A 24,887-nucleotide genomic window follows, 5' to 3' on the forward strand; every position below is an offset into this window, starting at 1 on the left:
TACAATACGATGAAAACAACCTGATCAGGAATACCGGCGAGGATAACGCAACAGAATGCTCAGCACAGCCGCCACTCCCAGTGCCATGGGATAATAAAGGTATCCTATGATGTGGATAGGAGATAAACCCGAAAGCTCGGCCGCAATCAAGAGTTGCGCACCATAAGGGATAATACCCTGAATCACACACGAAAAGGTATCGAGAATACTGGCACTCTTCCGTTTGTCTACCCGGAACTGTTCGGCAATGTCATTTGCCAATGGGCCCACAGTGATAATGGCAATCGTATTATTGGCCGTACAGATATTGGCCAGGCTCACCAGTGCGGCGATACTTAGTTCGGCTCCTCGTTTTCCTCTTACATGCTGAGTCAGACGGTGCAGCACATAATCCACACCTCCGTTAAAACGTATCAGCTCCAGCATTCCTCCGGCCATCAGGGTTATGATGATAAGTTCACCCATTCCCGTCATCCCTTTACCCAAAGCCCCAAACCATCCGAACACATCGAATGTACCGTATGCCATGCCCACAATACCCGTAGAAACCAGACCCAGCAACAGTACCAGCAATACGTTGACACCAGCCACTGCCGTTCCAAGCACAATTATATAAGGTATGACTTTCATCCATTCTACATGGGGAATATCCTGCACCACCTCAATATGGCTTCCATATATAACATAATACACGAATACCAGCAAGGCAGCCGGAAGGGCAATCAATGAATTCACCCGGAACTTGTCGCGCATCACACATCCTTGCGTACGGGTCGCTGCAATGGTCGTATCGGAAATAAAAGACAAGTTATCACCGAAAAAGGCACCTCCCACGACTATCGCCGTCATGAAGACCACACTGACATCCGTCTTGGCCGCAATACCCACAGCCACAGGGGTCAGTGCTACAATCGTGCCGACCGAGGTACCGATGGACAGGGATATGAAACATGATGCCAGAAAGATTCCAGCCAACAGCAGATTGCCCGGAAGCAGCTGTAAAGTCAGATTTACCGTCGCATCAATAGCCCCCATCGCCTGTGCCGACTGTGCAAAGGCACCAGCCAGAATGAAAATCCAAATCATCAGCATGATGTTCTTGTTGGCCGCCCCTGTAGAATACTGTAGCAAACGGTCGTTCAGGCTCAGCCCTTTCGTAATGGCCACGGCATAAATCGAAGAAAACATAAATGCCACTGTGATAGGAATCTTGTAGAAATCATTGATGAGAAGAGAAGTTAACAGATAAATACATAAAAAGACCACCAGCGGGCTTAAGGCCCAGGCGTTTGGTTTGTTTACGATAGGAGTCAGTTTCTGAAAATTCATTCTTTTCTTGTATTTTTTGCAAAGGTACGCATTTTTCAGTATTTTTTGCGAGAAAGTTTCCATTCCAGCGAACATTTCAGCAAAAAGAAATGTCATTATAGCAAAGCATGAGGTATTCAAGCTTCTCAATCTTGAAACTAAAAGGAAATATTCCAGCAATATTTTGCCCAGATTAAGAATATTATCTATATTTGCCGGAGTTTTAGTAAAAATAGAAATTGAATATATGAAACAGACCATATTTAAAATAATGCTGTTACTGGCGGTCATCTTTATGAGAGTAGAGATGGCAGGGGCTGTTTCATGTAACCATGCGTTCCATGATGCCCAGACCTCATCTGCGGTATCAAACCAGACGGATGCAGACGAAACCTTCCATTTTATCCATGCGACTCTGGATAAAACGCATGATTTGTTCAGCACGCTTACCCACAACCATTCATTCAACAAATTGCTAGATGAACGTGTGATGCGCAATGATGAACAAAACATCAAGTTTTCCTTACGTTTATTATTATTCTATCATTCCCTACGTGAGGTAGGTTTATTGAAGGACAAGGAGAGCCTTTACCCTTCAACAAACATTCATTGTGTGATTCCTTCATGCGAATACTATGTATTTGCCATGAGGAAAATCATTATTTAGCCGTTTTATAGGTTAGTTGTTTTTCACTGCTCCGGCACCCTTGCAAAGTGTCGGAGTGGATATGGATTTCTTGCTTCACATGCTTGACGCAAGCCAGTTACTTATTGTCTAAACTTTTCAAAAAAAACAAAACTCTATAAAAACGATTAAATTATGAAAACGAATAACTCAAAACAATCTTTCAAAGGAATAGAAGCCGCAGGTTTAATCATCATCGCATGTTTCATCGTAGCCATTTGCATTTATCATTTTGTGTTTGGAAACCCGGCCAACTTCATGAACAATGACCCTAACAATCATCCGCTTCCAGGAAACATGTTGGGAACTATCTATAAAGGAGGTATCATTGTGCCTGTTATCCAAACTCTTTTGTTGACTGTGCTCACCTTAAGCGTAGAACGTTATTTTACCCTTCGCGCCTCTTTCGGAAGAAGCAAGCTCTCCAAATTCGTGGCGCAGATTAAAGATGCCTTGAATAAAGGAGACATGGAGAAAGCACAAGAATTATGTGACAAGCAGCGCGGCTCAGTGGCCAATGTAGTGAGCTCCACTCTCCGTAAATACCGCGAAATGGAGCAGAACAATGAACTGGCGAAAGACCAGAAAATTCTTGCCATACAAAAAGAGCTGGAAGAAGCCACCGCACTTGAGCTTCCCATGATGCAGCAGAACTTGCCTATCATCGCTACCATCACTACCTTAGGCACCTTGATGGGATTGCTGGGAACCGTAATCGGTATGATCCGTTCATTTGCCGCGCTTTCTGCCGGAGGAGGTACTGACTCAGTTGCATTGTCTACAGGTATCTCTGAAGCCTTGATTAACACCGCATTTGGTATCTTGACCGGTGCACTGGCCGTTATTTCCTATAACTATTACACCAACAAGATAGACAAGCTGACGTACAGCCTTGACGAAGTGGGCTTCTCCATTGTACAGACTTTCGCAGCTACTCATTAATTCTGCCAGCCGAGGTTTTCCTCATGCAGACAGAAACAGAAGTTTGATTTAAAATTTTCAATTATGAGTAGAGCTAAAATTCAGAAGAAAAGCATGTTCATCGACATGACAGCCATGAGCGATGTAACCGTACTGCTGCTTACTTTTTTCATGCTGACAGCCAGTTTTGTGAAAAAAGAGCCTGTGCAGGTTGTCACTCCCGCATCAGTTTCTGAAATAAAGATACCCGAAACAAACATCATGTCCATCCTGGTAGGCCCTGATGGAAAAATCTTTATGAGTCTTGACAAGCAAAGTGACATGGCAGCCACATTAGAAGCAATGGGAAAGGAATACGGGCTTTCATTTACCCCGCAAGAAATAAAGAAATTTTCTTTGTGCCAGACTTTCGGAGTACCAATAAGCCACATGAAATCTTTCCTGGCCCTTAGCACAGAACAGCAGGACCGCACCTTAAAAAACCAGGGAATCCCTTGTGACAGTATCGACAACCAGTTCAAAGCATGGGTGCGCAATGCACGTGCCACGAACCATGACTTGCGCATTGCCATCAAGGCCGACCAGCAAACACCCTACGCGGTCATAAAAAAAGTGATGAACTCTCTTCAAGACCTCAAGGAAAACAGATACAATCTGATTACCTCCTTAAAATCGGGTCCGGAAGAATAAAGAAAAAGAAATATGGCTGAAATTCAAGAAAACAACAATAAAGAAAAGAAAGGTAACAAGCAGAAAAAAATGAATATCCGCGTGGATTTCACTCCCATGGTCGACATGAATATGCTGCTGATTACTTTTTTCATGCTGTGTACTTCATTGAGCAAGCCGCAAACAATGGAAATCAGCATGCCATCCAATGATAAAAACATCACCGAAGAGCAACAGAATAAAGTCAAGGCCTCTCAGGCACTGACTTTATTGCTGGGCGAGGACGGAAAACTCTATTATTACGAAGGCGAACCGGACTACAAGAACTATGCTTCACTAAAAGAAACCACCTACGAAGCCAGCGGATTGCGTAAACTATTGCTCAGCAAAAACTACGAAGCAGTCAAGAAAGTACGTGAGCTTAAGGATAAGAAAGCAAGGCTTGAAATCACCGAAGAGGAATGTAAGAAGGAAATTGCCAGCGTGAAATCGGGAAAAAACACTCCTACCGTCATCATTAAGGCAATGGACAAGTCGACTTATAAGAATCTGATAGATGCGCTGGACGAAATGCAGATTTGCAGCATAGGGAAATACGTAATTGTCGACATTACGGACGGCGACCGTTTCCTGATAGACAACTACCTCTCTCATGGTGAGTTAAGTCAAAAAGCGACAGATAGGAATGTATAACTTCAAAAAAGGGAAAAATGTCAAAGGTTGATTTAACTTCTTTGGAATGGTGCGAACTCATTTTCAAAGACAGAAATAAAAATTACGGTGCCTATAAAATGCGCCGTGACCTGGGAAGACGGCAGACGGCCTCTCTGGTTATTGTCACAGTTGTGGCATTTGCCGGATTCACCTTACCCCGTCTTGTCAAAATGGCTATGCCGGAACAGAAAGAAGAAATGGTGGAAGTGACACAGCTTTCTGCCCTGGAGGAGCCGGAAGTGAAAGAAGAAACATTGAAAAAGGTAGAACCCATTGCCCCACCCCCTCCGGCTCTCAAGAGTACCATCAAATTCACGGCACCGGTCATCAAGAAAGACGAGGAAGTGCACGATGACGATGAGCTCAAGAGCCAGGATGAGCTGACAGAGACCAAGGTACAAATATCCATCGCCGACGTGAAAGGCAATGACGAACTGAACGGAAAAGACATTGCCGACTTGCAGGAAGTCATTACCCAGGCACCAGAAGCTCAAGAAGAAGAGCCTTACATGATGGTAGAACAGATGCCACAATTTCCGGGAGGGCCTGCAGAGCTTCTTAAATACATAGCCAAAAACCTGAAGTATCCGGTCATTGCACAAGAGAATGGCATACAAGGAAAAGTCATTCTGCGTTTTGTTGTCAATGCACAAGGCCATGTGGAAAATGTCAAGGTGCTCCGTTCACTGGATCCTTATTGCGACAAAGAAGCGATACGCGTGGTAAAATCGCTGCCACAATGGATTCCCGGGAAACAGAACGGGCGTAACGTACCGGTTTATTATACCTGCCCTATTGTTTTTAAATTACAGTAATCACCAAGTGTATGAAAAAGAAATTAATGCTATATCTGTTGTGCATGCTCACGTTCTCGGCTTGTAATTCCTCCGGGAAAAACGGTAAAGAGGAAACCTTGTATTCGGGAGAAATCCGCATTGCCGTAGACGAATCGTTCAAGCCTATCATGGAAGAAGAGCTGCAAGTATATCAGGCACTGACTCCCGAGGCTTCAATCACCCCGGTTTATTGCAGTGAGGTAGAAGCTGTCAACCTGTTGCTGAAAGACAGCGTACGTCTGGCAATCACCAACCGCCGGCTGACAGAAAAGGAATTAATTTCTTTTCATACACGCAAATTCTTTCCGGAATCCATTCAAATGGCTTCCAGCGGAATCGCACTGATTACCCACCATTGCAATCCCGACTCACTCATTACAGTGGAAGACTTCCGGCGCATCGCCACCGGAGAAATCACGGAATGGAAAGAGTTAAACCCAAAGTCAAGGCTGGGACGCATGCAAGTAGTGTTCGACAATCCGAACTCAGGAACCGTACATTATGTCATCGACTCCATCTGCCAAGGGAAACCTCTTTCTTCCTCATTAAAGGCACGGAAAAGCAATGAAGAAGTAATTGATTATGTAGCTGCCACACCGGATGCCATTGGCATTATCGGTGCCAACTGGATAGGCAACAAGGCAGATACGACACGGCTCTCCTTCAACCAAAGAGTCAGGGTCATGTCGGTTTCGGAAAGCAGTGAAGCTACTCCAGAAAACAGTTACAGACCTTATCAGGCTTATCTGGCGTTAAAACAATATCCGCTGACGAATGAGGTGTACATCCTTATCAATGACCCCAAAGGAGCACTCCCTACCGGACTGATGACGTTTCTGACAGGAGAGCGCGGACAACGGATTATCCTCAAGTCAGGACTGATACCGGCTACACAGCCAGTCCGGATTGTAAACGTAAAAGATGATTTCTAATTTAATGAGCAATTTATGATGAAAAATAAAATTTTATGCTTTGTATGCAGCGGAATGATATTTTCTGCCTCATACTGCTATGCCCAGGAAACTCTTACAGCTGAAACCCACAGGCTAATTACACAGATAGCTTCCGGTATCAATGAAACACCGGAAACAGCCGCCAAAGAATTCAGCGAGTTACTAAAGGGGAAAAACAAGAAAAACATCTCCTTGCTGGTTGCCATAGGCAACGCCTATCTGGATCATAACCGCCCGGCTGAAGCACAAGTTTATGCTGACCGTGCCATGAAAACAGACTCCAAATCGGCTCCGGTATATATGCTGGCAGGTGACATTGCCCTGGCACAGAAAAATGTAGGCACGGCATGCGGATATTACGAACAGGCCATTTTGTTCGATGCAGATTGCTACGATGCCTATTACAAATACGCACGTGCCTACATCGGGGTGAACCCTCAGCTCTCTATTGACATGCTGACAAAATTGAAGGCAAACCATCCTGAACTGCTGGAAGTAAACCGTGAATTAGCCAATGCGTACTATCAGGCAGGGTACTATGGCAAAGCAAAATCTGCTTACGACGAATTCATGCAACAAGGAACTCCTGATGCGCAAGACTACGGGTATTACGCCATGCTGCTATATTTGAACAAAGACTATGCGCAATCACTGAAGGCCGTAGAGAAAGGGCTTGCTACAGACAAGGACAACCATCTCCTGAAACGTCTGCGTATGTACGATTTGTATGAAATTGCCGCCTATAAAGAAGGGCTTGAAGCTGCTGACGCTTTTTTTGACCGTCCGGACGGAAGCGACTACGTCTACCTGGACTTTCTATACCGTGGACGTCTGTCATTGGCAGACCAGAGGAACGACGAGGCAATGCAATGGTTTGAAAAAGCCCTCGAAGCGGATGCGGCACATGAGCATCCGGAAATAGCCAAGGAAGCGTCTGCCGCCCACGAAAAATTGCAAAATTACCCTGAAGCCATCCGCCTGTACCAAGTGTATCTGGACGGGCTGAAAGGAAAGGCCGAGGTGAGCGACATGTTCTTGATGGGAAGACTGTATTACATAGCGGCCGGAAGCAGTACCGCCAATGAAACCGAAAAAGAAGCTTATTTGAAGAAAGCCGACGAAATCTTTGCAGAAGTATCTCAACGTGTACCCGACAATTACCTGGGCTATTTCTGGAGAGCCCGCACCAATGCCATGGCCGACCCTGAAAGTACGGAAGGACTGGCCAAGCCTTATTACGAATCGGCTCTGGCCTTGCTGGAAAAGAAAGCAGACGCGTCCAAATCACTCCTCATCGAATGTGAAAGTTACCTGGGATACTATTATTTCCTGCAAAAGGACTATGAAAAGTCTAAAGCATACTGGAACAAAATTCTGGAACTTGATCCGGAAAACGCTACGGCCAGACAGGCCCTGCAAGGGCTTCAGGCTACCCAATAGTTCTCTTTAATATTCAACTACAAAAACAAGAAATTCATGGAAACATTTAATCTATCACAGTCATATCCCACACAGGATATACGGAAACGCACCAGTTTCCTCACCATAGGCCTTTCAATTTGTTTGCTGGCTGCCGGTATCAGTCTGTTTTTCTTACCGGAAAGCACCTCAGAATCCAATATTAATGCCCTGAAAATCGCTGCCGGAAGCTTGCTGGCAGTCATTTCATTCTATTTTCTGATTTTCCGTGCCCGCTATCAGGCCTATGCAGGAACAGGCAGCATGGTATGCAAAAAAAGCCTGACATTCAGCAAAGAACAGTTCCAAGGCTTGAAAAAATACCTGGCAGATTATTGTGACCTGCCTGCCATGTCAAGAGAAGAGCCGCAGCTGTATTTGCTGATTGTTCACTCAAAAGACAACCAATATGCCGCATTTCAACTGCTGACCTATAGTTCTTTCTTGTATAAACCAGTCACAGAACTGTGCTGCCTGAAAGGAGAAAAAGCCAGTACATTCATGAAAAACCTGCATACGTCACATGGATTTCTTCATTGATATTTTCCTACATATAGACCAGCATCTGATTACACTCGTGCAGGAATACCATGAATGGACATATGCCTTGTTGTTTTTAATCATTTTCTGTGAAACCGGACTTGTAGTCACCCCCTTTCTGCCCGGAGACTCCCTTCTGTTTGTCTCCGGTGCAGTGGCATCCCTTCCGGGGATGCCACTGGAAATAAGCCTGCTGATGATGGTTATTTTCATCGCAGCCGCGCTTGGTGATTCCTGCAACTACCTGATTGGACATTATTTCGGGAAAAAACTGTTCTCCAAACCAGACTCAAAGATCTTCAAGCAAAGTCATTTGGAGAAAACCCATCATTTCTTCCAGAAATATGGCGGAAAAACCATAATCATTGCCCGTTTTGTCCCCATTGTCCGCACTTTTGCACCGTTTGTCGCCGGAATGGGACACATGAATTATTACTTGTTTATGATTTACAACCTTGTCGGGGCAGCTGTCTGGGTCTTACTTTTTTGCATGACAGGCTATTTCTTTGGAAACATCCCTTTTGTGCAGCAAAACCTCAAAATACTTTTGATGGGCATCGTACTGGTTTCACTCTGCCCTGCCCTCATTGAATATATACGAATAAAAAATAAACGAACAACAGTATGAAAAATTCCCTGTTAAACCGATTTGTACCCAAAGAAAGCAAATTCTTTCCTTTATTAAACCAATTGTCACAAACCGTACTCAATGCTTCTGAACTTCTGATTGACAGCATGAACCATGACACACCAGAGACATGGCAGGAGTATTATCACAAAGTGAAGGAGGCTGAAAGAAAAGGCGACCAGATAACCCAGCAGATTTTCATGGAGCTAGGCCAGACCTTTATCACCCCCTTTGACCGGGAAGACATACATGACCTGGCCTTTTCCATCGATGACGTGACCGACCGCATTCACAGTGCCTCGAAGCGGATTGCCATCTACAAGCCGCACGCCATTTCAGACAGCGGAAAAGAGCTGGCTGTCCTCATACAACAAGGAGCCTCCATCATCTGCAAGGCCATGGATGAGCTGGAAACCTTCAGCAAAAATCCGTCCAGACTGAAAGATTACTGTCAGAAGCTCCATGAGATAGAAAACCATGCGGATGAAGTCTATGACCTTTTCATCATGCAACTGTTTAATGAAGAAACCGACTGCATTGAACTGATCAAGACAAAAGAAATCATGCAGGAACTGGAAAAGACGACAGATGCCGCCGACCATGTAGGAAAGCTCCTGAGAAACATTATCGTAAAATATGCCTGAAAAAAGAATTGCACATGGAATTACTCATCACCATCATTGTACTGGCCCTGATTTTTGACTATATCAACGGTTTTCATGATGCAGCCAACGCAATAGCTACCATTGTTTCTACCAAGGTGCTGACTCCGCTCCAGGCTGTAATCTGGGCTGCCTTTTTCAATTTTCTGGCGTTTTTCATCGCTAAATACCTTATCGGTGATTTCGGCATTGCCAACACTGTGTCAAAAACAGTCTATGAGCAATACATTACTTTGCCAGTCATCTTGTCTGGAGTGATTGCAGCCATCATCTGGAACCTGTGGACCTGGTGGAGAGGAATTCCTTCTTCTTCATCCCATACACTTATCGGCGGGTTTGCGGGAGCCGCCATTGCTGCTTATGGATTTGGTGCCATTCAAAGTTCGGTTATCCTGAAAATCGTGCTTTTCATTTTTCTGGCTCCAGTCATAGGTATGCTTGTAGCCTTCCTCTTCACTCTGATAGTGCTGAATCTGTGCCGTAAGGCCCATCCCCACACCGCAGAGAAATGGTTTAAAAGACTACAGTTGCTCTCATCCGCCCTGTTCAGCATCGGGCATGGACTTAACGACTCGCAAAAGGTAATGGGTATCATTGCAGCTGCCCTGATAGCAGCCCATTCGCAAGGCATTGGCATGGGGGTAAACAACGTAGGCGATTTACCCGACTGGGTCGCTTTTTCCTGCTTTACCGCAATCTCACTGGGAACCATGTCGGGAGGATGGAAAATAGTGCGCACCATGGGAAACCGGATTACCAGAGTTACTCCGCTGGAAGGTGTCATAGCCGAAACAGCCGGTGCATTTACGCTTTATTTTACGGAATATCTGAAAATTCCGGTCAGCACCACCCACACCATATCAGGAGCCATCATCGGAGTGGGCGCCACCCGTCGCCTGTCCGCAGTGCGCTGGGGAGTTACCCGAAGCCTGATGACAGCCTGGGTGCTTACCATCCCGGTAAGTGCGGCATTGGCAGCAGCCATCTATGCACTGATCGGGTAACCAATCTCTTTTTTCAAGGAATAACAAATAAGGAAGAAAAAATAGCACAAACATCAGATTCCAGCAAAAAAAGGACTTTCATAGAGATAATTCTATTAACTTTTATTACTTTTGCACACATTGTGTCAAACATTGTGCAATTTGAAAATGGAAATACAAGACAGTTTTATACAACTTGTTGAAGAAAGCATCCGCGCCAACTGGGACCGTGATGCACTGACAGACTACAAAGGAGCTACGCTGCAATATAAGGACGTGGCCAGAAAGATAGAGAAAATGCATATCCTGTTCGAACATGCAGGAATCCGGAAAGGGGACAAAATCGCGCTGTGCGGGCGCAACAGTGCCAACTGGACAGCCACTTTCCTGAGCATCGTAACTTACGGGGCAGTAGCCGTTCCTATCCTTCACGAGTTCAAGGCCGACAACGTGCACCACATCGTCAACCATTCGGAGGCACGTATGCTTTTTGTAGGCGACCAGGTGTGGGAGATGTTCAACGAGGCGGCCATGCCCAATCTGGAGGGAATCATCGAACTGAAGAACTTCGACCTGGTAGTGTCACGTTCGGAAAGGCTGACGTATGCACGCGAACACCTGAACGAGGAATTCGGGAAGAAATATCCCTGCCGCTTCCGTGCCGAGCAGGTTTCCTACCGCCGGGAAGAACCGGAAGAACTGGCCGTCATCAACTATACTTCAGGAACTACCGGCTATTCAAAAGGAGTAATGCTTCCTTACCGGAGCATCATTTCAAACATCGTGCACATTGACCGGAAAGTGGGACTGAAACCAGGCGACAGCATCGTTTCCATGCTTCCGCTGGGACATATCTTCGGACTGGTGTTCGATTTTCTTTACGGCATCACCAGAGGAGCGCATCTGTGGTTCCTTACCCGTATGCCGAGCCCGAAAATCATTGCGGAATCGTTTGCCATCATCCGCCCGCGCGTCATTGCCTGCGTACCGCTCATCGTGGAAAAGATTTTCAAGAAGAACATTCTCCCGAAAGTGGACAACAAACTCGGAAAACTGCTGCTGAAACTGCCGATTATCAGCGATAAAATAAAGGAACAAATCCGTCAGCAGGCCATGGAGGTATTCGGCGGAAACTTCATTGAAATCGTAATCGGAGGGGCACCGTTCAACCCCGAGGTGGAAGCCTTCCTGCGTAAAATCAACTTCCCCTACACCATCGCATACGGTATGACGGAATGTGCGCCGCTTATCTGCCACAGCCGCTGGGATGAGATTCTGTACACTTCATGCGGAAAGACCGTGGCCAACATGGAGACCAGGGTGATTTCGGAAGACCCTGAACGGATTCCGGGGGAACTGGTGTGCCGGGGTATGAACGTCATGCTGGGATACTACAAGAATGAGAATGCCACCGCACAGACCATCGACAAGGACGGCTGGCTGCATACCGGCGACATGGCCATCAAGGATGCGGAGGGAAACATCTTCATCAAGGGCCGTTGCAAGAACATGCTGCTTACCGCTTCCGGACAGAACATCTATCCGGAAGAAATTGAGGCCCGCCTGAACAACATGCCTTACGTAAACGAGTCGCTGGTGATTCTGAAAGAGAACAAGCTTGTGGCACTGGTTTATCCGGACAATGAAGACGCATTCTCGCATGGAATGAACAAGAAACAGCTGGAGGAAGCGCTGGAGTTGAACCGAATCGAACTGAACAAGGTGCTTCCGGCTTACTCGCAGATTACGCAGGTGAAGCTCTATCCGGAAGAATTTGAAAAGACGGCCAAGAAGAGCATCAAGCGCTTCTTATACCAATAAAAATACCTTACTTAAAAACGCCTTTGCGTTCGATGAAAAACGCTTAGACGTTTCAGATAAAACGCTTCGGTGTTTCAGATAAAACGCTTCGACGTTCGGCCTGAAACGTCTAAGCGTTTTGTTGTAAACGTAAGGACGTTTTTTCACAAACCTCTAAAAGCTTAAAATCTCCTCTTATCTCCTCCTCTTAACTCCCAAAAAGCTACCGCCGAAGCCGCCGCCACATTAAGCGAATCCACCCCGTGGGCCATGGGAATACGCACCACGTAGTCGGCCCCCTCGATGGCCGCTTCCGGCAGTCCGTCGCCCTCGGTACCCATCACCAGAGCCAGGCGCGATTCCTCCTTCAACGGCGGATAGTCCAGCGGCACGGAACGGTCGGTCAGCGCCATGGCTGCCGTGCGGAAACCCAGTGCCTTCAACTGCTCCAACGGACGGTCGACCCACGTCCAGGGCACTAGAAACACCGAACCCATCGACACCCGCACCGCCCGACGGTTCAGCGGGTCACACGAATCGGGTGTGAGCAACACGGCATCGATGCCCAGTGCAGCTGCCGAACGGAAAATGGCTCCGATGTTGGTGGTATCGACCACCCCGTGGATAACCACCACCCTGCGGGCCCCGCGGCAGACCTCCTCCACCGGGCGAAAAGCCGGACGCCGCATGGCACACAGCACCCCACGCGTCAACGTATAGCCCGTAAGCCGGGCCAGCAAGTCCCGGTCGCCCGTATAGACAGGCAGGTCGGCCATCCGCCGCACAAGGTCCTCCGCATCGCCCGTGAGGTGCTTCCGCTCGCAGAGCAGCGACACAGGTTCATATCCGGCCTCCAAGGCCACCCGGATGACTTTCGGACTCTCGGCAATAAAAATGCCCCGCTGTGGGTCAAGACGGTTGCGCAGCTGGGCTTCGGTCAGGGTGCTGAACACGTCCACTCCGGGATGCGTCAGCGAGGTAATTTCAATAACGGGCATAACACAGTCTGTTTTCAATGTGCGGCAAAGTTACGACATCTGCCGCACATTCCGCGAATCTCCCCGCCGGAAAATCACGTGCCGCCTGTCAGCGGAGGCAGCCGAGTTTCTCCACCCACGTGCGGATGTCACCCTCGCTGGCCCGGTTGAGCAAGCGCCCTTCCGTCCATTGCAGTGACGGATACGCCGCCTTGAGCGCCTTCACGCTCGGACCGATACCGCTGCCGCCCGAAGTAGCAAAAGGCACGAGCGTCTTTCCCTTCAGGTCGTGACTCTCGATAAAGGTATTGATGATTCTCGGTGCCACGCCCCACCAGATGGGATAACCGATGAACACCACGTCGTAGGCCGCCATATCCGTCTTCTTCGTCTTCAAGGCCGGACGCGCCTTCTCGTCGTTCATCTCTACCGAACTCCGCGACTGCTTGTCGTGCCAGTCCAGGTCGGCTGCCGTGTAAGCCTGTCGGGGAGTCACGGCAAACAATTCCCCGCCCGTCACGCGGGCCAGTTTCGCTGCTGCCTCGGCAGTAGTGCCTGTGGCCGAAAAATACGCCACCAGGATTTTCACATCATGTGTCATTGGTTGAGTTTTTTGTTTCTGTGCGCAAGCCGTCAGGTTCACGCCGCAAAGTAAAGCCAGTGCCATAAAAATCTGTTTCATAGTTCCTCCTCGTTTAATCGGTGATGAGGCAAAGATAGTCTGTTTTCCTCACATCCCCGCAACCCTTTTTCCTGCGGAAATTACCCCGTTTACGGTTTCCGACTCAGGATTCCCCCTGCTTCTGCTGCTCCGCGAGAACTTCAGCACCACCGAACGCTAAGTCCCGACTCGCCCACACAGAGAGAAATCAACGTATGCCCGCGCTCGGGATACACACACTGGCGGTCGTCGATGAACTAACTTACCAAAAACTAGTTCGAAAAATCAAGCAACTTCAATCTTTTCATAGCCTACTCTCTCTTATCATTTCTTACAAAAACAGACGGGAGAGACTATTCCCCTTTTGCTCTCCCGTCCAATAAAACAGTCAGTTCAGACCGCACGAGCCTCCTGCAACGGAGTCTCTTCTTCCTGTTCGCGAGGACCCGGTCCCGGCCGATCGCCCTTCGGCATCGGCGGCAGAACCTGCGGTTTCCGAGTCTGCCAGATTTCATACTGTTCGTCGGTGAGAATCTTGCGGATCTTTTTCTCCCGCTTTTCCTGCTCCTCCTGCATCTCCTCGGCATGCGCCTTCATCCGTTCTTCGGGCGTCATGTCGTCCGTATCTCCTCCCATTCCAGGGAATCCTCCACCTTGCGGGGGCATACCTCCCCCCATGGGAAGGCGTCCTTCCCCTCTCGGCGGTCTTCCTCCCATGGGAGGCTGTCCGTTCATTCCTCCGGGTTGATGCTCCATCAGAGCTTCCACTTTTTCCTTCTCTTCCTTCAGAAAGAGCTTGTAAATCTTCTTGTACTGCTTCTCCGTGAGGTCCAGCATCTTGTCCATCTCATCGGTCCGCCGTTGTGCCGCCTTTTCCGGATTAGGCACTTCTTTCTTCTGCACCTTCTCCTGCGGCGTGTCAAAGCGGGTGGTGGCATTGGCGCCCATCGGAGCACACAGCAGAACCAATCCACAAGCTATCCACGTCATTTTCTTCATCTTACACACAATTTTAATGAAAACTAATCGGAAGCGAATGTAGGCATCTGTTCCCATTTCTGAAAATAGAATCCACCAAATGCGGTTTTCTGTCTACCAATTGGAAAGAAATCTCGTATATTTGCCCCCAGTTAAACCAATCACACCCATCACATGGAAAAAGAAACGACACCTACCTGTGTGGACTGCGGCACACAGAACTGCAAATTCAAAGACCGCACTTATCCTGATTTCTGTCTGACGACCCACCTGAAGGAAGAAGACCGCCAATGGGCGCTGGAGCGTTACGAAGAAGGCCGCAACCACGACATCATGGTGGCCAGTGCGGAGGTGGAATACGAAGGCTACTGCCAGTGGACCCGCATACAGGAAATCATGGAGTTTGCCCGGAAAATCGGTGCGCACCGCATCGGCATTGCCAACTGCATCGGCCTCATCCGCGAGGCACGCATCTTCGCCCGTATCCTCCGTGCCAACGGTTTCGAGGCGTATTCCGTCATCTGCAAGGTGGCCGGACAGCCCAAGACGTCAGTGGGCATCCCCGCCCAGTGTGAGCGTATCGGGGCCGCCATGTGCAACCCGATTCTGCAAGCCCGCCTGCTGAACGAGGCACACACCGACCTGAACGTGGTCATCGGTCTCTGCGTGGGACACGACAGCCTGTTCTACAAATACTCGGATGCGTATGTCACTACCCTCGTCACCAAGGACCGTGTGACGGGTAACAATCCGGCGGCGGCACTCTATACCGCCGAATCGTATTACAAGAAGAAGTTTTTTGGAGGGAAATAAATAAGCTTCCTTCTTTTAAGCTCTCTGTTCAAAGTAGAAATCTCACAAGTGACCACTAGCAGGAAAACGGACAAATCTTAAGGTGGACACTTACCAATAAAATCCTCCTGTCCTTAACGAACACATTACTAAAGACAGGAGGATTTCTTGTATCCTTTTATCACATTCACGCCACAATCCACCGCTCGATGCTCCGGGTCTCGTCACTGAAGTTCACCCAAACCTTGACCACTTTCCGGCCATCCGCCGCGAAAGCGGAGGAATAGCCTTTCTCCTCTATCTGCTGCAGGGCCTCCTCGGCGGTTCCGTTCAACTTGAACTCCATCACGTAAATGTAATCGGAAGTCTTCAGCACCAGGTCCACCCGGCCGCGCGAAGTCCGGTATTCCACCTCCGTATGGAAACCCATCAGTTTAAAGACAATATAGAGGATGTTCTGGTAATGCACCTCCCGGTCGCGGGCCAGCTCGTAGGGCGTATCGTCGAAGAACGTCTGCAACCGGCTCAGAAAACCGTCCACATCCCCCTTGCGCACCTCACCCACAAAGCACTGAATCTCGTAAGGCGACTTGCTGGTGCTCACCGACGCATAGTGAGGCAGCAGGAAGCGGAAGAAGCCCTGCTCCACCTCCCGGTTCGGAAACCCCAGCGTATAGTTCTCAAACTCTGCATTGTAATCCTTGATGGTCAGGTACCCGCTCTGGTAGATGACCGGCACCGGGTCCGTGGAAGCCGCATCGATGGAGTCCAGCACCGGACCGCTGGTCACGATGTGCTCGATTTCGTCCACCCGGTAATGGTGAAGCTTCATCAGTTCCACCAGGTAAGTCGGCGTGCCCGTCTCGAACCAGTAGCTCCCTATCTGCATATTGGCAAAGGTACTCAACAGACTGAAAGGATTGTACATGCCAGCTGACTTGTAACAAAAGTGATAGCCGTCATAGTTCACCTGCAACTGCTTGCAGGTCTCTTCAAATCCCAAACCGATTTTATCGGCCAACGTCTGAATATCCTCCTCAAAGTACTGATGAAGCTCCTCCTCACTGATACCACAAATCTCGGCATACTGATTCACCATGGAAATGTCGCGCAGGTTGTTCAAGTCGCTGAACACGCTCACCTTGCTGAACTTTGTCACGCCCGTCAGCATAGCGAAGCGGATATAAGCGTCGCACGACTTGAGCGCCCCGTAGAACGCCTTGAGCGTATTGCGGAATTCAGTCTGTAATTCAGGCTTTGTAATGGCCTGAAGCATCGGCTTATCGTACTCATCAATCAGAATCACCACATGATGTCCCGTCTGCTCGTATGCCCGCTGGATGACATACATAAAACGCTCTTCCGGCACACGATCTTTTTTCTCATCGCCATACAGTTTCTCCCATCCCTCCAGGTTCTGATTCAGGATACCCAGCAAAGATTCATAATCATGATAGTTCCGTGTATTCAAATCCATGTGCAGCACCGGATGTACCGTCCAATCCTTCTCCAGACTTTCCATAGCAAGCCCATTAAATAGTTCACGCTTCCCTTGGAAGTAAGCCTCCAATGTGGAAATCATCAGGCTCTTTCCGAACCGACGGGGACGACTCAAGAAATAATACTGTCCCGTTTTCACCAACTGATAGAGTAACGCCGTCTTGTCGACATAGCTGTATCCTTCTCTTCTGATTTTCTCGAAATTCTGTATGCCTACCGGATAAAGTCTGTTCATGGCCGTTTCGTTTTAATCCTTTCGTACACACAAAGGTACGATTTATCTGCTGCAATTCCTAATCTGGCAACCTAAAATCAAGAAGGTGGCAAATTCCAAATGAATATATAAGCCCGAACAAAAAAAGTCCTTACCTTTGGGTCCCAACAATATAACAGATAATAAAAACTTTTAACTCTATATATTATATGAAAACCCAAAATATCGCATTCATTACACTCTGTGTGCTTGCAGGAACATTTGACTCCTGTAGCGGCTCACACGAAATAAAGATTACAGGTTCCGTAAAAAATTTAGAAGGGGGTACAATCATCTATCAGAAATCTGTCGACGGCATGTTTAATTCACAAGCGAAAGATACTTTACGGCTGAATGCAGACAGTACGTTCAGTCTCACACTCCCCAGTAACGGGTACGAACAGATACGCCTGTTCTTGTGGGGAAAGCGTTACTTAGGTTCTTTCATTGCCGACGGCGGAAACTATCGCCTGCAAATTGATGCCGCAGCCACACATCCCATCTCCATTCTGGAGGGAAAGAATGAGAAGAACATGGAGGTGTCAAGACTAATGGACGAACTGGGGCAGGACGTGTTTGATGTACTTTCAAGAAAAGGTGACAAGTGGGGCATTACCCAAGACACCCTAGCTGCTTCAGTCAGCCAAAAGTTGCAGGATGCGGTTTTAGCATTAGATGAAAAGATGAAAGGTGTAGATAAAGATTTATATGAAAAAGCCTGCCAGAATACACGCATACAGACAATGTGGGCCTTCCAGAACCAACTGTTCGGCATTACCTACAGCTGTTCCGAAGCCACCAAGCAAAGCTGGCTCAAGGAATGGGAAAAGATGATGGAATTCTGTCGGGTAAATCACCCAGCCAGCACTTTCTCGCCCGCTTTCGATGAAGTAGTCTATAACAATGCCGGCATTACCTACTACACCAAAGAAGAACCGGTAGACGAAAACTTGAAGAAAAATCCCAATAAGTTGATTTTCCATTATATCGAAAAGAGTCTTACGGGGCAGACACAGGAATCAGCCATGGCATTACTCTTCCTGAAGGACGCAAACGAGGAAAAATACGACCCAGAGATACTTCCGCTGGAAGAACGATTCAAGCAATTATATCCACAAAGCAAATGGCAGCCGCTGATAGATGAGGCTGTCGCCCAAAATAAGGCGTTCAATCAGGCCAAAATTCCTGACTACATCCACTTCCCTAATATAGACAACGCCAAGACATTCAAAGGCATTATCGACTTATATAAAGGAAAGGTTATCTTCATGGATATATGGGCAACCTGGTGTGGTCCCTGTCGTGCCTCTTTCGCCCATGTAAAACCCTTACAGGAATATGCCAAAGCGAACGACATCATACTGCTGTATCTTTCTATCGACCGCCCGGAAGAGGATGCCAAATGGCGCAAGATGGCGGCACATTATGACCTGATGGGTGAGCATGTACGCGTGCAGGAAGCGTTTAAGGATGAAATATACACAACCTTCGGCAACGAACAGAGGGCACTTTCCATTCCTCATTGCGTGATTATCGGGAAGGATGGAGAAATCAAGTTCAAATCGGCAGCTTCTCCGGAGGATATGGAAAAACTGAAAGTTCAATTGAAAGAGGCATCGCAAGCAGAAGCATAACAACCTATTGCTACTGAGATTCCAGTCCATAAAATGGCCGCCACCATCCTGCTGAAGACACGTGGCGGCCTTTTTTAACTTCACTGATTTTACTTCAATGCTTTTCCGTCGGAGAAGGCATTGCCTACTTTCTCACCGACGACCAGATACTGGTGATGAATCGGGTCAAAAGTAATCGGTTTCAGACGGGCTGGGTCAATCTTTCCGTTCTCGTCCAGAATCTCCTCGGCTGCCGACACATTGACAATACGGCCTACCAGGTGGTTGCTCTCTTTGTCGTATGAAACCAGTTCACATTCCAAAGTCATCGGCAATTCCTCGATAATCGGGGCATTGACGAACTCCGACTTCACGGCATGAAAGCCCGCCTTGGCAAACTTGTCCGGTTCTCTCTTCCCGGAAACAAGACCTACATAGTCGCAAGCCACCACCTGACCGGCTGTCGCCATGCTCACGGTGAAAGCCTTCGTAACCAGAATGTTCTGTGTCGTCTTATGGCCTTCAGCCAGACAGATGCCCACCATATCATCCGTATAAACTCCTCCCCACGCGGCATTCATGGCGTTGGGTTTTCCATTCTCGTCGTACGCAGCCACGATAAAGACGGGCATCGGGTACAACCATGTGTTTACTCCAAAATTCTTTCGCATAGTCTGTATATTTTAAAAACAACATCTTTCAGATTCTCAATACAAATACCTGTCCTGCAAATATTCTTTCCATTTTCTGTCTTCCTCGCAAGAGAAAAACACATAATGCCCCATTGCTTCAAACAACTGCTCATAAGTAAGAGGAAGGAAGGTGCTCCGGCCTTTCTCTGTCAACAGGCACTCATATTCAGGAAGTACCTTCTCATAGTGCCTGTTCCCCGAAGGATATAAATGAACCGACAAGAAACGGCGGATATCATGATGCTGTACCATCGACATTCCAAGTATATGATTGCGCCACAACTGACGGTAATCATCTTCTATCAGAACTTTTGGAAAGGCTTCCTCGTCTGTGGCAGCAGAAAACGTGTGATAGCATCCACTCTGAAGGGTGACATGCAGATACTCTTCACTCAGTTTCTCCCGGGTATGCTTATATTCAGACGAACCCGGCTGCAACTTATAGGCCATCTCCGTGTATTTCACTTCTATGCCGATTCCACAAAAAGCATCCGAATTATCCTTGTACCCAATGTAACAGTCAAACGAGGTACCGTCATTCAAATAGCGCCACCCATCAGTCGCATCTGCCGGAGAAGGAGCATACTCAATCCGGATACAGGTCACCTCCTTCACATCCAGTCCCGTCAGCTCCCGCAAGAGTCCACCACAGGCCTCTTTTGCGCGGAAAGTAAGTCCCATCGGGAAAAACAGGTTCCATGGAATATGTTCACTACGGAGCAGGTTGGCCCATAACGGCTGTCTGTACGCCCCTATGGCAGACAAAATTTCTTTCCGGAAACCTTCGTAGAAATTCAACCCTTTCCGGGCATCCTTTTCCTGAAGCACATTTCCATAATAGTTCTTCGTACCATCCTGCCTATTCAATGAATTGGCCTCACATCCCACCCGCAAACAGTTCCGACGGAAATCAGATTGTTTAGTCCGAGCAATACGCTGCCAGTCCGTATCTCCTGCATAAGGCTCGACTTTTTCAGTTACCGCCACCTTAATCACCCCGTCCAGACGGTTTTCGAAGATGCGGTAGGCCTCTTCTATTTCGTTGAGGGGGAAGCGGTGCGTGATGAGCGGTGTGGTATCAATCTTGCCTTCCGCAATCAGCCGGAGGATTTCGGCACAGTCGCAGCCGTCTACCCCGCCCGTCTTGAAGGTGAGGTTCTTGCCGTACATGTCGGGCAAGGGAAGCACCTGCGGACGGTCGTACAAGGCGACGACGGTCACGATGGCATTCGGACGGGCACATTCCCAAGCCAGACGGAAGGTGTCATCGGCTCCGGCCACCTCGATAACCACGTCGGCTCCTCCGTGCGCACTGTGGGCTTTCACGAATGCCTGACACTGCTCCGGGGTAGTGACCAGTACCTCGGGATAATGCGTCTGCACGAAACGGATACGCTCTTCCGACTTCTCACACACGATGAGGCGGCGCGGATGCTTCAGCCGGGCACAGAGCAGCGTGCAGATTCCCGTGGGTCCGGCCCCAATCAGCAGCACCGTATCGTCGGGCGTGATTTCCGAGATGCGCGCGGCCCAGAAACCAGTGGCCAGGATGTCGCCCACGAAAAGCGCCTGCTCGTCCGTCACCCCGTCGGGAATACGGTTCAGTCCCTGGTCGGCATGCGGTACCCGCACGTATTCCGCCTGACCACCGTCGATACGGCAACCCAGTGCCCAACCCCCATCGGGGTCCTCGCAGTTGTTCACATACCCGTGGCGGCAGAAGAAACACTCTCCGCAGAAGGTCTCCACATTGACCGTCACCCGGTCGCCCGGCTTCACGGTCGTGACTTCCGCTCCCACCTGCTCCACGATGCCCACCATCTCATGGCCCACCGTAATGCCCGGTACGGCGCGCGGCACACAGCCGTGCTTGATGTGCAAATCGCTAGTGCAGATACTTCCCAAAGTGACGCGCACCAAGGCATCCTTCGGGCCGTTCAGCACGGGCTTCGGCTTCTCCCGCAAAGCGAACTGCCCCTGTTTCATATAAGTATAAGCTAACATATTCTTCGGTATTAATCGATTACTTCAATCAGGAAACTTACCGGACGGAAACCGTCGTTGCACGAAATCATGGCCGAGCGCTCGTTCTTCATCCAGCCGTCGTAGAAATTGCTTCCCCCATGCGCCAGTGCCATCACGAAAGGCGACATACTCTGCCACGCACTCTCACACAGTCCCTCGGGCTTCTCCCAGCCGTGGGCGATGAACACCTGCCCTTCTTCCATTTCGCAGGGATGTTCGAGGGGATTCTCGTACTGCGCCATCAGGTCGCGGTAGCACGCCTTGCGCATCACGGTTATTCGGATATCTTTCATGGCTTCCTCCTTCTTATCTTATTTAGAAAAATACGCTTTCAGCACCTCGGCAAACACATCGTCCGGGGAGACCTTGTCGAACAGCTGCATCGAACTGTGCAGTTTCAGCACGTCCACCTCCGAGCCCATCAGTTGCCGTACTGTACAATGCACGCGATGCGCCAGCAAGGCACGGGTGATTTCCCGCAGACGCGTCCCCAGTACCGGATGCGCCAGATAGGCCCGGGCCTCCTCCTCGCCATCCAATCCGTAGAATTGTGAATTGTAACTGTATCCCAGTCCCTTCTCCTGAGGGAAGATATACCAAATCCAATGGCTCTGCTTGCCGCCCTTGCGGATTTCCTTCAAAGCCACGGGATATATGTCTTCCTGGGCATCTAGAAACCGTTGCAGATTAAAATTCGTGTGACCCATATATTTCCTCGTTTTTATCGTCACTCAAAATTAGAGATAATCTTCCAATCCCACAAGCGCTTTTTCTGCATTCTTTTTCCCGTTATATCCGTGGATGTTTTCTTTTTTCGGACAGAAGAACAAAAGAACATATTTTTTGTGTGCACTCCACTCCGTTATTCATTATACATTATTAATTATTCATTTATTCTTCTTTAATTCAAGAGTTATGCTTATCTTTGTCCCGAATCTCCGCCTAAAGGAGATTGCATCGCACTTTGATTTTATATACAACAAATGATCGTTAAAGATGTCACACCAAGTTTTCGTTACGTTCCGCTGAGGTCCTGATTGGATTTTTCTCAGCTTAGGAATCGAATGAATCATTGCTTCCGACAAGGAGGCCGGGATGGTTGTGCTCTTTGACGTACTAGCGCGTACCTCTCTTTCAATGGGGAAACGAGAGGGACTCTACCTACTCCCGCAGACCGTTCGTGCCTGCAGGTTTCAACTCTATTCATCTATTTTTTTCACTTTAAAATCCATTTGTTGTATATGAAAAATCTTATGTTACGTGTTTCCCGCACTTTTTCTGAAGAACTTTATGCACCTGAATATGCTCAGAACCACCTCGCTGTGGAACTCTCTCATCCCGATGGCTTTACCAATGCGCAGGAACTTTCCATCCGCGTATACTCCGACGAATACCGTTTCTTAGGTTGCGATGCCCGCGAACTGCCGAGAAAAAATCTCCGCAAAGTCCGCTTCGATATCTGTTCTGATGAGGTATGGGGTGTCGGCCTCTACCGCATCTATGTCTACCGCAACGGGCGTCCGATGGGATGGGCCCTTCTGGAACTCTATGCCAGCTACGAACGCTGGGACAAGGCCGAGGTGGAGGATTTCCAGAGACGACCCGAAGAAAGATACTTTGCCGAGAAATTCTGTTTCCTGCCCTTGTTCGACCGACTGCTACGGGAAGGAAACGACGGCAACTTCATCCGGCAGTTCATCGAGCTGTTCCATGCCCTCGACAGCCGTCAGCTTCCCGTGCCCCACTTGCTCGTGACGGGCGACCAGGCCCATGCCTGTGCCATCCGTCTGCTGGCCTTCCATTTCTGTGAGAAGCGGGCGTCATCCTGCTATCGTTTCTCTTTACGGGAACTGCTGAACGGTTCTCTGAAATGGCCACAGCTTCAGCAGAAAATCAGCCAAAAAAAGGTGGTAGTGGTGGAAGTACCCTACCTGACCTACTCCGACCAGGACACTCTCCTGGTCGACCTGCTGGGACAGTGGCTGGAACAGAACGCCTCGTCTGGTCCCCGCTTCATCTTCTACGGACTGCTAGGGGCCACCTGCCAACTGCGAACTTACAGCGAGGAAATGGAACGGCTCTTCACCGAGCAGAACACGATTTATACTCCCGACCGTCCCGCCGATGCCGACCCGGATGAAGAAAATCCATCCGACCTGCTTGCCCTGCCGTTTGATGAGGAAGACATACTGCTGAAAACCGATAATCTTGCGACGGAAGGAATCGAAGCCTTCAAGTTAGGAAATTCTGACGACCTGCCAGCGAAGGATACTGCCGCCAAGGAACCGGATGCCGAACAGGCCTTGCAGGAGATGGTGGGACTGACGCGCCTGAAAGAGGACCTGGAGGAAGCACGGCTGCTGGCCCGCTTCACGAAGAAACGGCAGGAACTGGGACTTGATACGTCGCCGGAGAACCGTCACCACATGCTGTTCCTCGGTAATCCGGGTACGGGAAAGACCACGGTGGCTAAGCTCATCGGACAAATGTATCATCAGATGGGACTGCTTTCCGTGGGGCATACCGTGGAGACCTGCCGCACGAACCTCGTGGGCGAATTCATCGGAGAGACGGAAAAGAAGACCAGAGAAGCCATCCAGGAGGCACGGGGCGGCGTGCTCTTCATCGATGAGGCCCACACGCTAGTGACCACCCGGGAGGAAACAAAGGACTTCGGCAAGGAGGTCATCCATGCCCTGCTCCCCGTGCTCTCGGAACCCAATCCCGACCTGATTGTCATCCTGGCCGGCTACGAGGACAAGATGCAGTTGCTGATGCGCACCAACCCGGGCTTGCAGGACCGCTTCCCGCTCCAGTTCCACTTTGACGACTACACGGCAGACGAGTTACGGGAGATGGCGCACCGCTACCTGGAGAAACGGAGCTTCCAGTTGACGCCTGCCGCAGACGAGGCCCTGTACCGCCTCATCGTGGGAGCCACCGACCACCACGACGCCCATTTCGGCAACGGGCGCTGGGTGCACAACCTGATAGAGCAGGGTCTCATCAAGAGCATGGCCCGGCGCATCATGTCGCTGCCTACCCTGCCCGATGATACCCTCCTGTTCCGCACCATCGAAGTGGAAGATGTACAAGCTGCCAGCCGTCGCTTCTGCGGCAACCGGATGCTGAAACTGGAACCGCAACCTACTCGCCGCATCGGTTTCCGGGCCTGAGACAGCAACCGCAACAGGATAACTCAATACCGGGTTATGAAAGTGACAATCTCATCGATTGAA

Annotated in this window: 24 protein-coding genes and 1 pseudogene; 15 read left to right on the forward strand and 10 right to left on the reverse strand. The window is 49.0% G+C overall.

Going from position 1 to position 24,887, the window contains the following annotated elements:
- Positions 1–24: 24 nt before the first annotated feature.
- A complete protein-coding gene (locus tag OCV81_RS05765) occupies positions 25–1,599 on the reverse strand; it encodes a Na+/H+ antiporter NhaC family protein (RefSeq protein ID WP_394802519.1) in 1,575 nt (524 codons plus the stop codon).
- Here OCV81_RS05765 and OCV81_RS05770 point away from each other — a divergent pair.
- From OCV81_RS05770 to OCV81_RS05825, 12 genes are all read left to right on the forward strand, one after another.
- Positions 1,556–1,975 carry a hypothetical protein gene (locus OCV81_RS05770; protein ID WP_148329158.1) on the forward strand — a complete coding sequence of 140 codons (420 nt, stop codon included), beginning with the start codon at positions 1,556–1,558 and terminating at the stop codon, positions 1,973–1,975. The genes OCV81_RS05765 and OCV81_RS05770 overlap by 44 nt on opposite strands.
- A gap of 153 nt (positions 1,976–2,128) precedes the next feature.
- Positions 2,129–2,935, forward strand: a complete 807-nt coding sequence (locus tag OCV81_RS05775) for a MotA/TolQ/ExbB proton channel family protein (RefSeq protein ID WP_022054411.1) — start codon at positions 2,129–2,131, stop codon at positions 2,933–2,935.
- Between the two features lie 63 nt (positions 2,936–2,998).
- Positions 2,999–3,604, forward strand: coding sequence for an ExbD/TolR family protein (locus OCV81_RS05780; protein ID WP_148329160.1), 606 nt, complete (start codon positions 2,999–3,001; stop codon positions 3,602–3,604).
- A gap of 12 nt (positions 3,605–3,616) precedes the next feature.
- On the forward strand, positions 3,617–4,276 hold the full coding sequence (locus OCV81_RS05785; RefSeq protein WP_022054409.1) for an ExbD/TolR family protein: 660 nt from the start codon (positions 3,617–3,619) through the stop codon (positions 4,274–4,276).
- A gap of 17 nt (positions 4,277–4,293) precedes the next feature.
- Positions 4,294–5,112, forward strand: a complete 819-nt coding sequence (locus OCV81_RS05790; RefSeq protein WP_022054408.1) for an energy transducer TonB — start codon at positions 4,294–4,296, stop codon at positions 5,110–5,112.
- Between the two features lie 11 nt (positions 5,113–5,123).
- A complete protein-coding gene (locus OCV81_RS05795; protein ID WP_022054407.1) occupies positions 5,124–6,065 on the forward strand; it encodes a PstS family phosphate ABC transporter substrate-binding protein in 942 nt (313 codons plus the stop codon).
- A 15-nt stretch (positions 6,066–6,080) separates the two neighbouring features.
- A complete protein-coding gene (locus OCV81_RS05800; protein WP_022054406.1) occupies positions 6,081–7,526 on the forward strand; it encodes a tetratricopeptide repeat protein in 1,446 nt (481 codons plus the stop codon).
- A gap of 36 nt (positions 7,527–7,562) precedes the next feature.
- Positions 7,563–8,084, forward strand: coding sequence for a DUF2207 domain-containing protein (locus tag OCV81_RS05805; protein WP_148329162.1), 522 nt, complete (start codon positions 7,563–7,565; stop codon positions 8,082–8,084).
- Positions 8,068–8,712 (forward strand): DedA family protein, encoded by a 645-nt coding sequence (locus OCV81_RS05810; RefSeq protein WP_148329164.1) that lies wholly within the window; start codon positions 8,068–8,070, stop codon positions 8,710–8,712. The genes OCV81_RS05805 and OCV81_RS05810 overlap by 17 nt, the downstream gene beginning before the upstream one ends.
- Entirely contained in the window at positions 8,709–9,356 is a 648-nt protein-coding gene (locus tag OCV81_RS05815; RefSeq protein WP_071150661.1) for a DUF47 domain-containing protein, read from the forward strand. The genes OCV81_RS05810 and OCV81_RS05815 overlap by 4 nt, the downstream gene beginning before the upstream one ends.
- Positions 9,357–9,370: 14 nt before the next feature.
- Positions 9,371–10,378 (forward strand): inorganic phosphate transporter, encoded by a 1,008-nt coding sequence (locus OCV81_RS05820; protein WP_117748390.1) that lies wholly within the window; start codon positions 9,371–9,373, stop codon positions 10,376–10,378.
- A 147-nt stretch (positions 10,379–10,525) separates the two neighbouring features.
- Positions 10,526–12,178 carry an AMP-binding protein gene (locus OCV81_RS05825; protein ID WP_148329166.1) on the forward strand — a complete coding sequence of 551 codons (1,653 nt, stop codon included), beginning with the start codon at positions 10,526–10,528 and terminating at the stop codon, positions 12,176–12,178.
- Between the two features lie 161 nt (positions 12,179–12,339).
- On the opposite strand, the gene OCV81_RS05830 is transcribed toward OCV81_RS05825, so the two are convergent.
- From OCV81_RS05830 to OCV81_RS05840, 3 genes are all read right to left on the reverse strand, one after another.
- On the reverse strand, positions 12,340–13,155 hold the full coding sequence (locus tag OCV81_RS05830) for a TrmH family RNA methyltransferase (RefSeq protein WP_148329168.1): 816 nt from the start codon (positions 13,153–13,155) through the stop codon (positions 12,340–12,342).
- An 88-nt stretch (positions 13,156–13,243) separates the two neighbouring features.
- Entirely contained in the window at positions 13,244–13,816 is a 573-nt protein-coding gene (locus OCV81_RS05835) for a flavodoxin (RefSeq protein ID WP_148329170.1), read from the reverse strand.
- Positions 13,817–14,188: 372 nt separating this feature from the next.
- Positions 14,189–14,794 (reverse strand): hypothetical protein, encoded by a 606-nt coding sequence (locus tag OCV81_RS05840; protein ID WP_148329172.1) that lies wholly within the window; start codon positions 14,792–14,794, stop codon positions 14,189–14,191.
- A 153-nt stretch (positions 14,795–14,947) separates the two neighbouring features.
- Here OCV81_RS05840 and OCV81_RS05845 point away from each other — a divergent pair, with 153 nt between their 5' ends.
- Positions 14,948–15,586, forward strand: coding sequence for a DUF1847 domain-containing protein (locus OCV81_RS05845; RefSeq protein ID WP_148329174.1), 639 nt, complete (start codon positions 14,948–14,950; stop codon positions 15,584–15,586).
- A 166-nt stretch (positions 15,587–15,752) separates the two neighbouring features.
- Here the strand turns inward: OCV81_RS05845 and OCV81_RS05850 are convergent, their stop codons facing one another.
- Positions 15,753–17,300, reverse strand: a complete 1,548-nt coding sequence (locus OCV81_RS05850; protein ID WP_148329176.1) for an ATP-binding protein — start codon at positions 17,298–17,300, stop codon at positions 15,753–15,755.
- Between the two features lie 188 nt (positions 17,301–17,488).
- Between OCV81_RS05850 and OCV81_RS05855 the strand changes: the two genes are divergently transcribed.
- Positions 17,489–18,952, forward strand: coding sequence for an AhpC/TSA family protein (locus OCV81_RS05855; protein ID WP_148329178.1), 1,464 nt, complete (start codon positions 17,489–17,491; stop codon positions 18,950–18,952).
- A gap of 89 nt (positions 18,953–19,041) precedes the next feature.
- On the opposite strand, the gene OCV81_RS05860 is transcribed toward OCV81_RS05855, so the two are convergent.
- The 5 genes and pseudogenes from OCV81_RS05860 to OCV81_RS05875 all read right to left on the reverse strand — a co-directional run bounded on the left by OCV81_RS05860 (position 19,042) and on the right by OCV81_RS05875 (position 22,355).
- Complete coding sequence (locus OCV81_RS05860; RefSeq protein ID WP_148329180.1) at positions 19,042–19,602, reverse strand: flavin reductase family protein; 561 nt, start codon at positions 19,600–19,602, stop codon at positions 19,042–19,044.
- A gap of 36 nt (positions 19,603–19,638) precedes the next feature.
- Positions 19,639–20,619, reverse strand: a complete 981-nt coding sequence (locus OCV81_RS17815; RefSeq protein ID WP_394802520.1) for a PGN_0703 family putative restriction endonuclease — start codon at positions 20,617–20,619, stop codon at positions 19,639–19,641.
- Positions 20,593–21,627: pseudogene (locus OCV81_RS05865) on the reverse strand (alcohol dehydrogenase); the annotation flags it as partial. The gene OCV81_RS17815 and the pseudogene OCV81_RS05865, both read right to left, overlap by 27 nt.
- An 11-nt stretch (positions 21,628–21,638) precedes the next feature.
- Entirely contained in the window at positions 21,639–21,941 is a 303-nt protein-coding gene (locus OCV81_RS05870) for a TIGR04076 family protein (protein WP_148329182.1), read from the reverse strand.
- Positions 21,942–21,959: 18 nt separating this feature from the next.
- The gene (locus OCV81_RS05875; protein ID WP_148329184.1) at positions 21,960–22,355 is read right to left on the reverse strand and encodes a DUF1810 domain-containing protein; all 396 of its coding nucleotides are present in this window, start codon (positions 22,353–22,355) and stop codon (positions 21,960–21,962) included.
- A gap of 534 nt (positions 22,356–22,889) precedes the next feature.
- On the opposite strand from OCV81_RS05875, the gene OCV81_RS05880 reads away from it, so the two are divergent.
- The gene (locus OCV81_RS05880) at positions 22,890–24,824 is read left to right on the forward strand and encodes an AAA family ATPase (RefSeq protein ID WP_262640188.1); all 1,935 of its coding nucleotides are present in this window, start codon (positions 22,890–22,892) and stop codon (positions 24,822–24,824) included.
- Positions 24,825–24,887 lie beyond the last annotated feature (63 nt).

This window comes from Phocaeicola fibrisolvens (assembly GCF_025567125.1).
Classification (GTDB): Bacteria; Bacteroidota; Bacteroidia; order Bacteroidales; family Bacteroidaceae; genus Phocaeicola; species Phocaeicola fibrisolvens.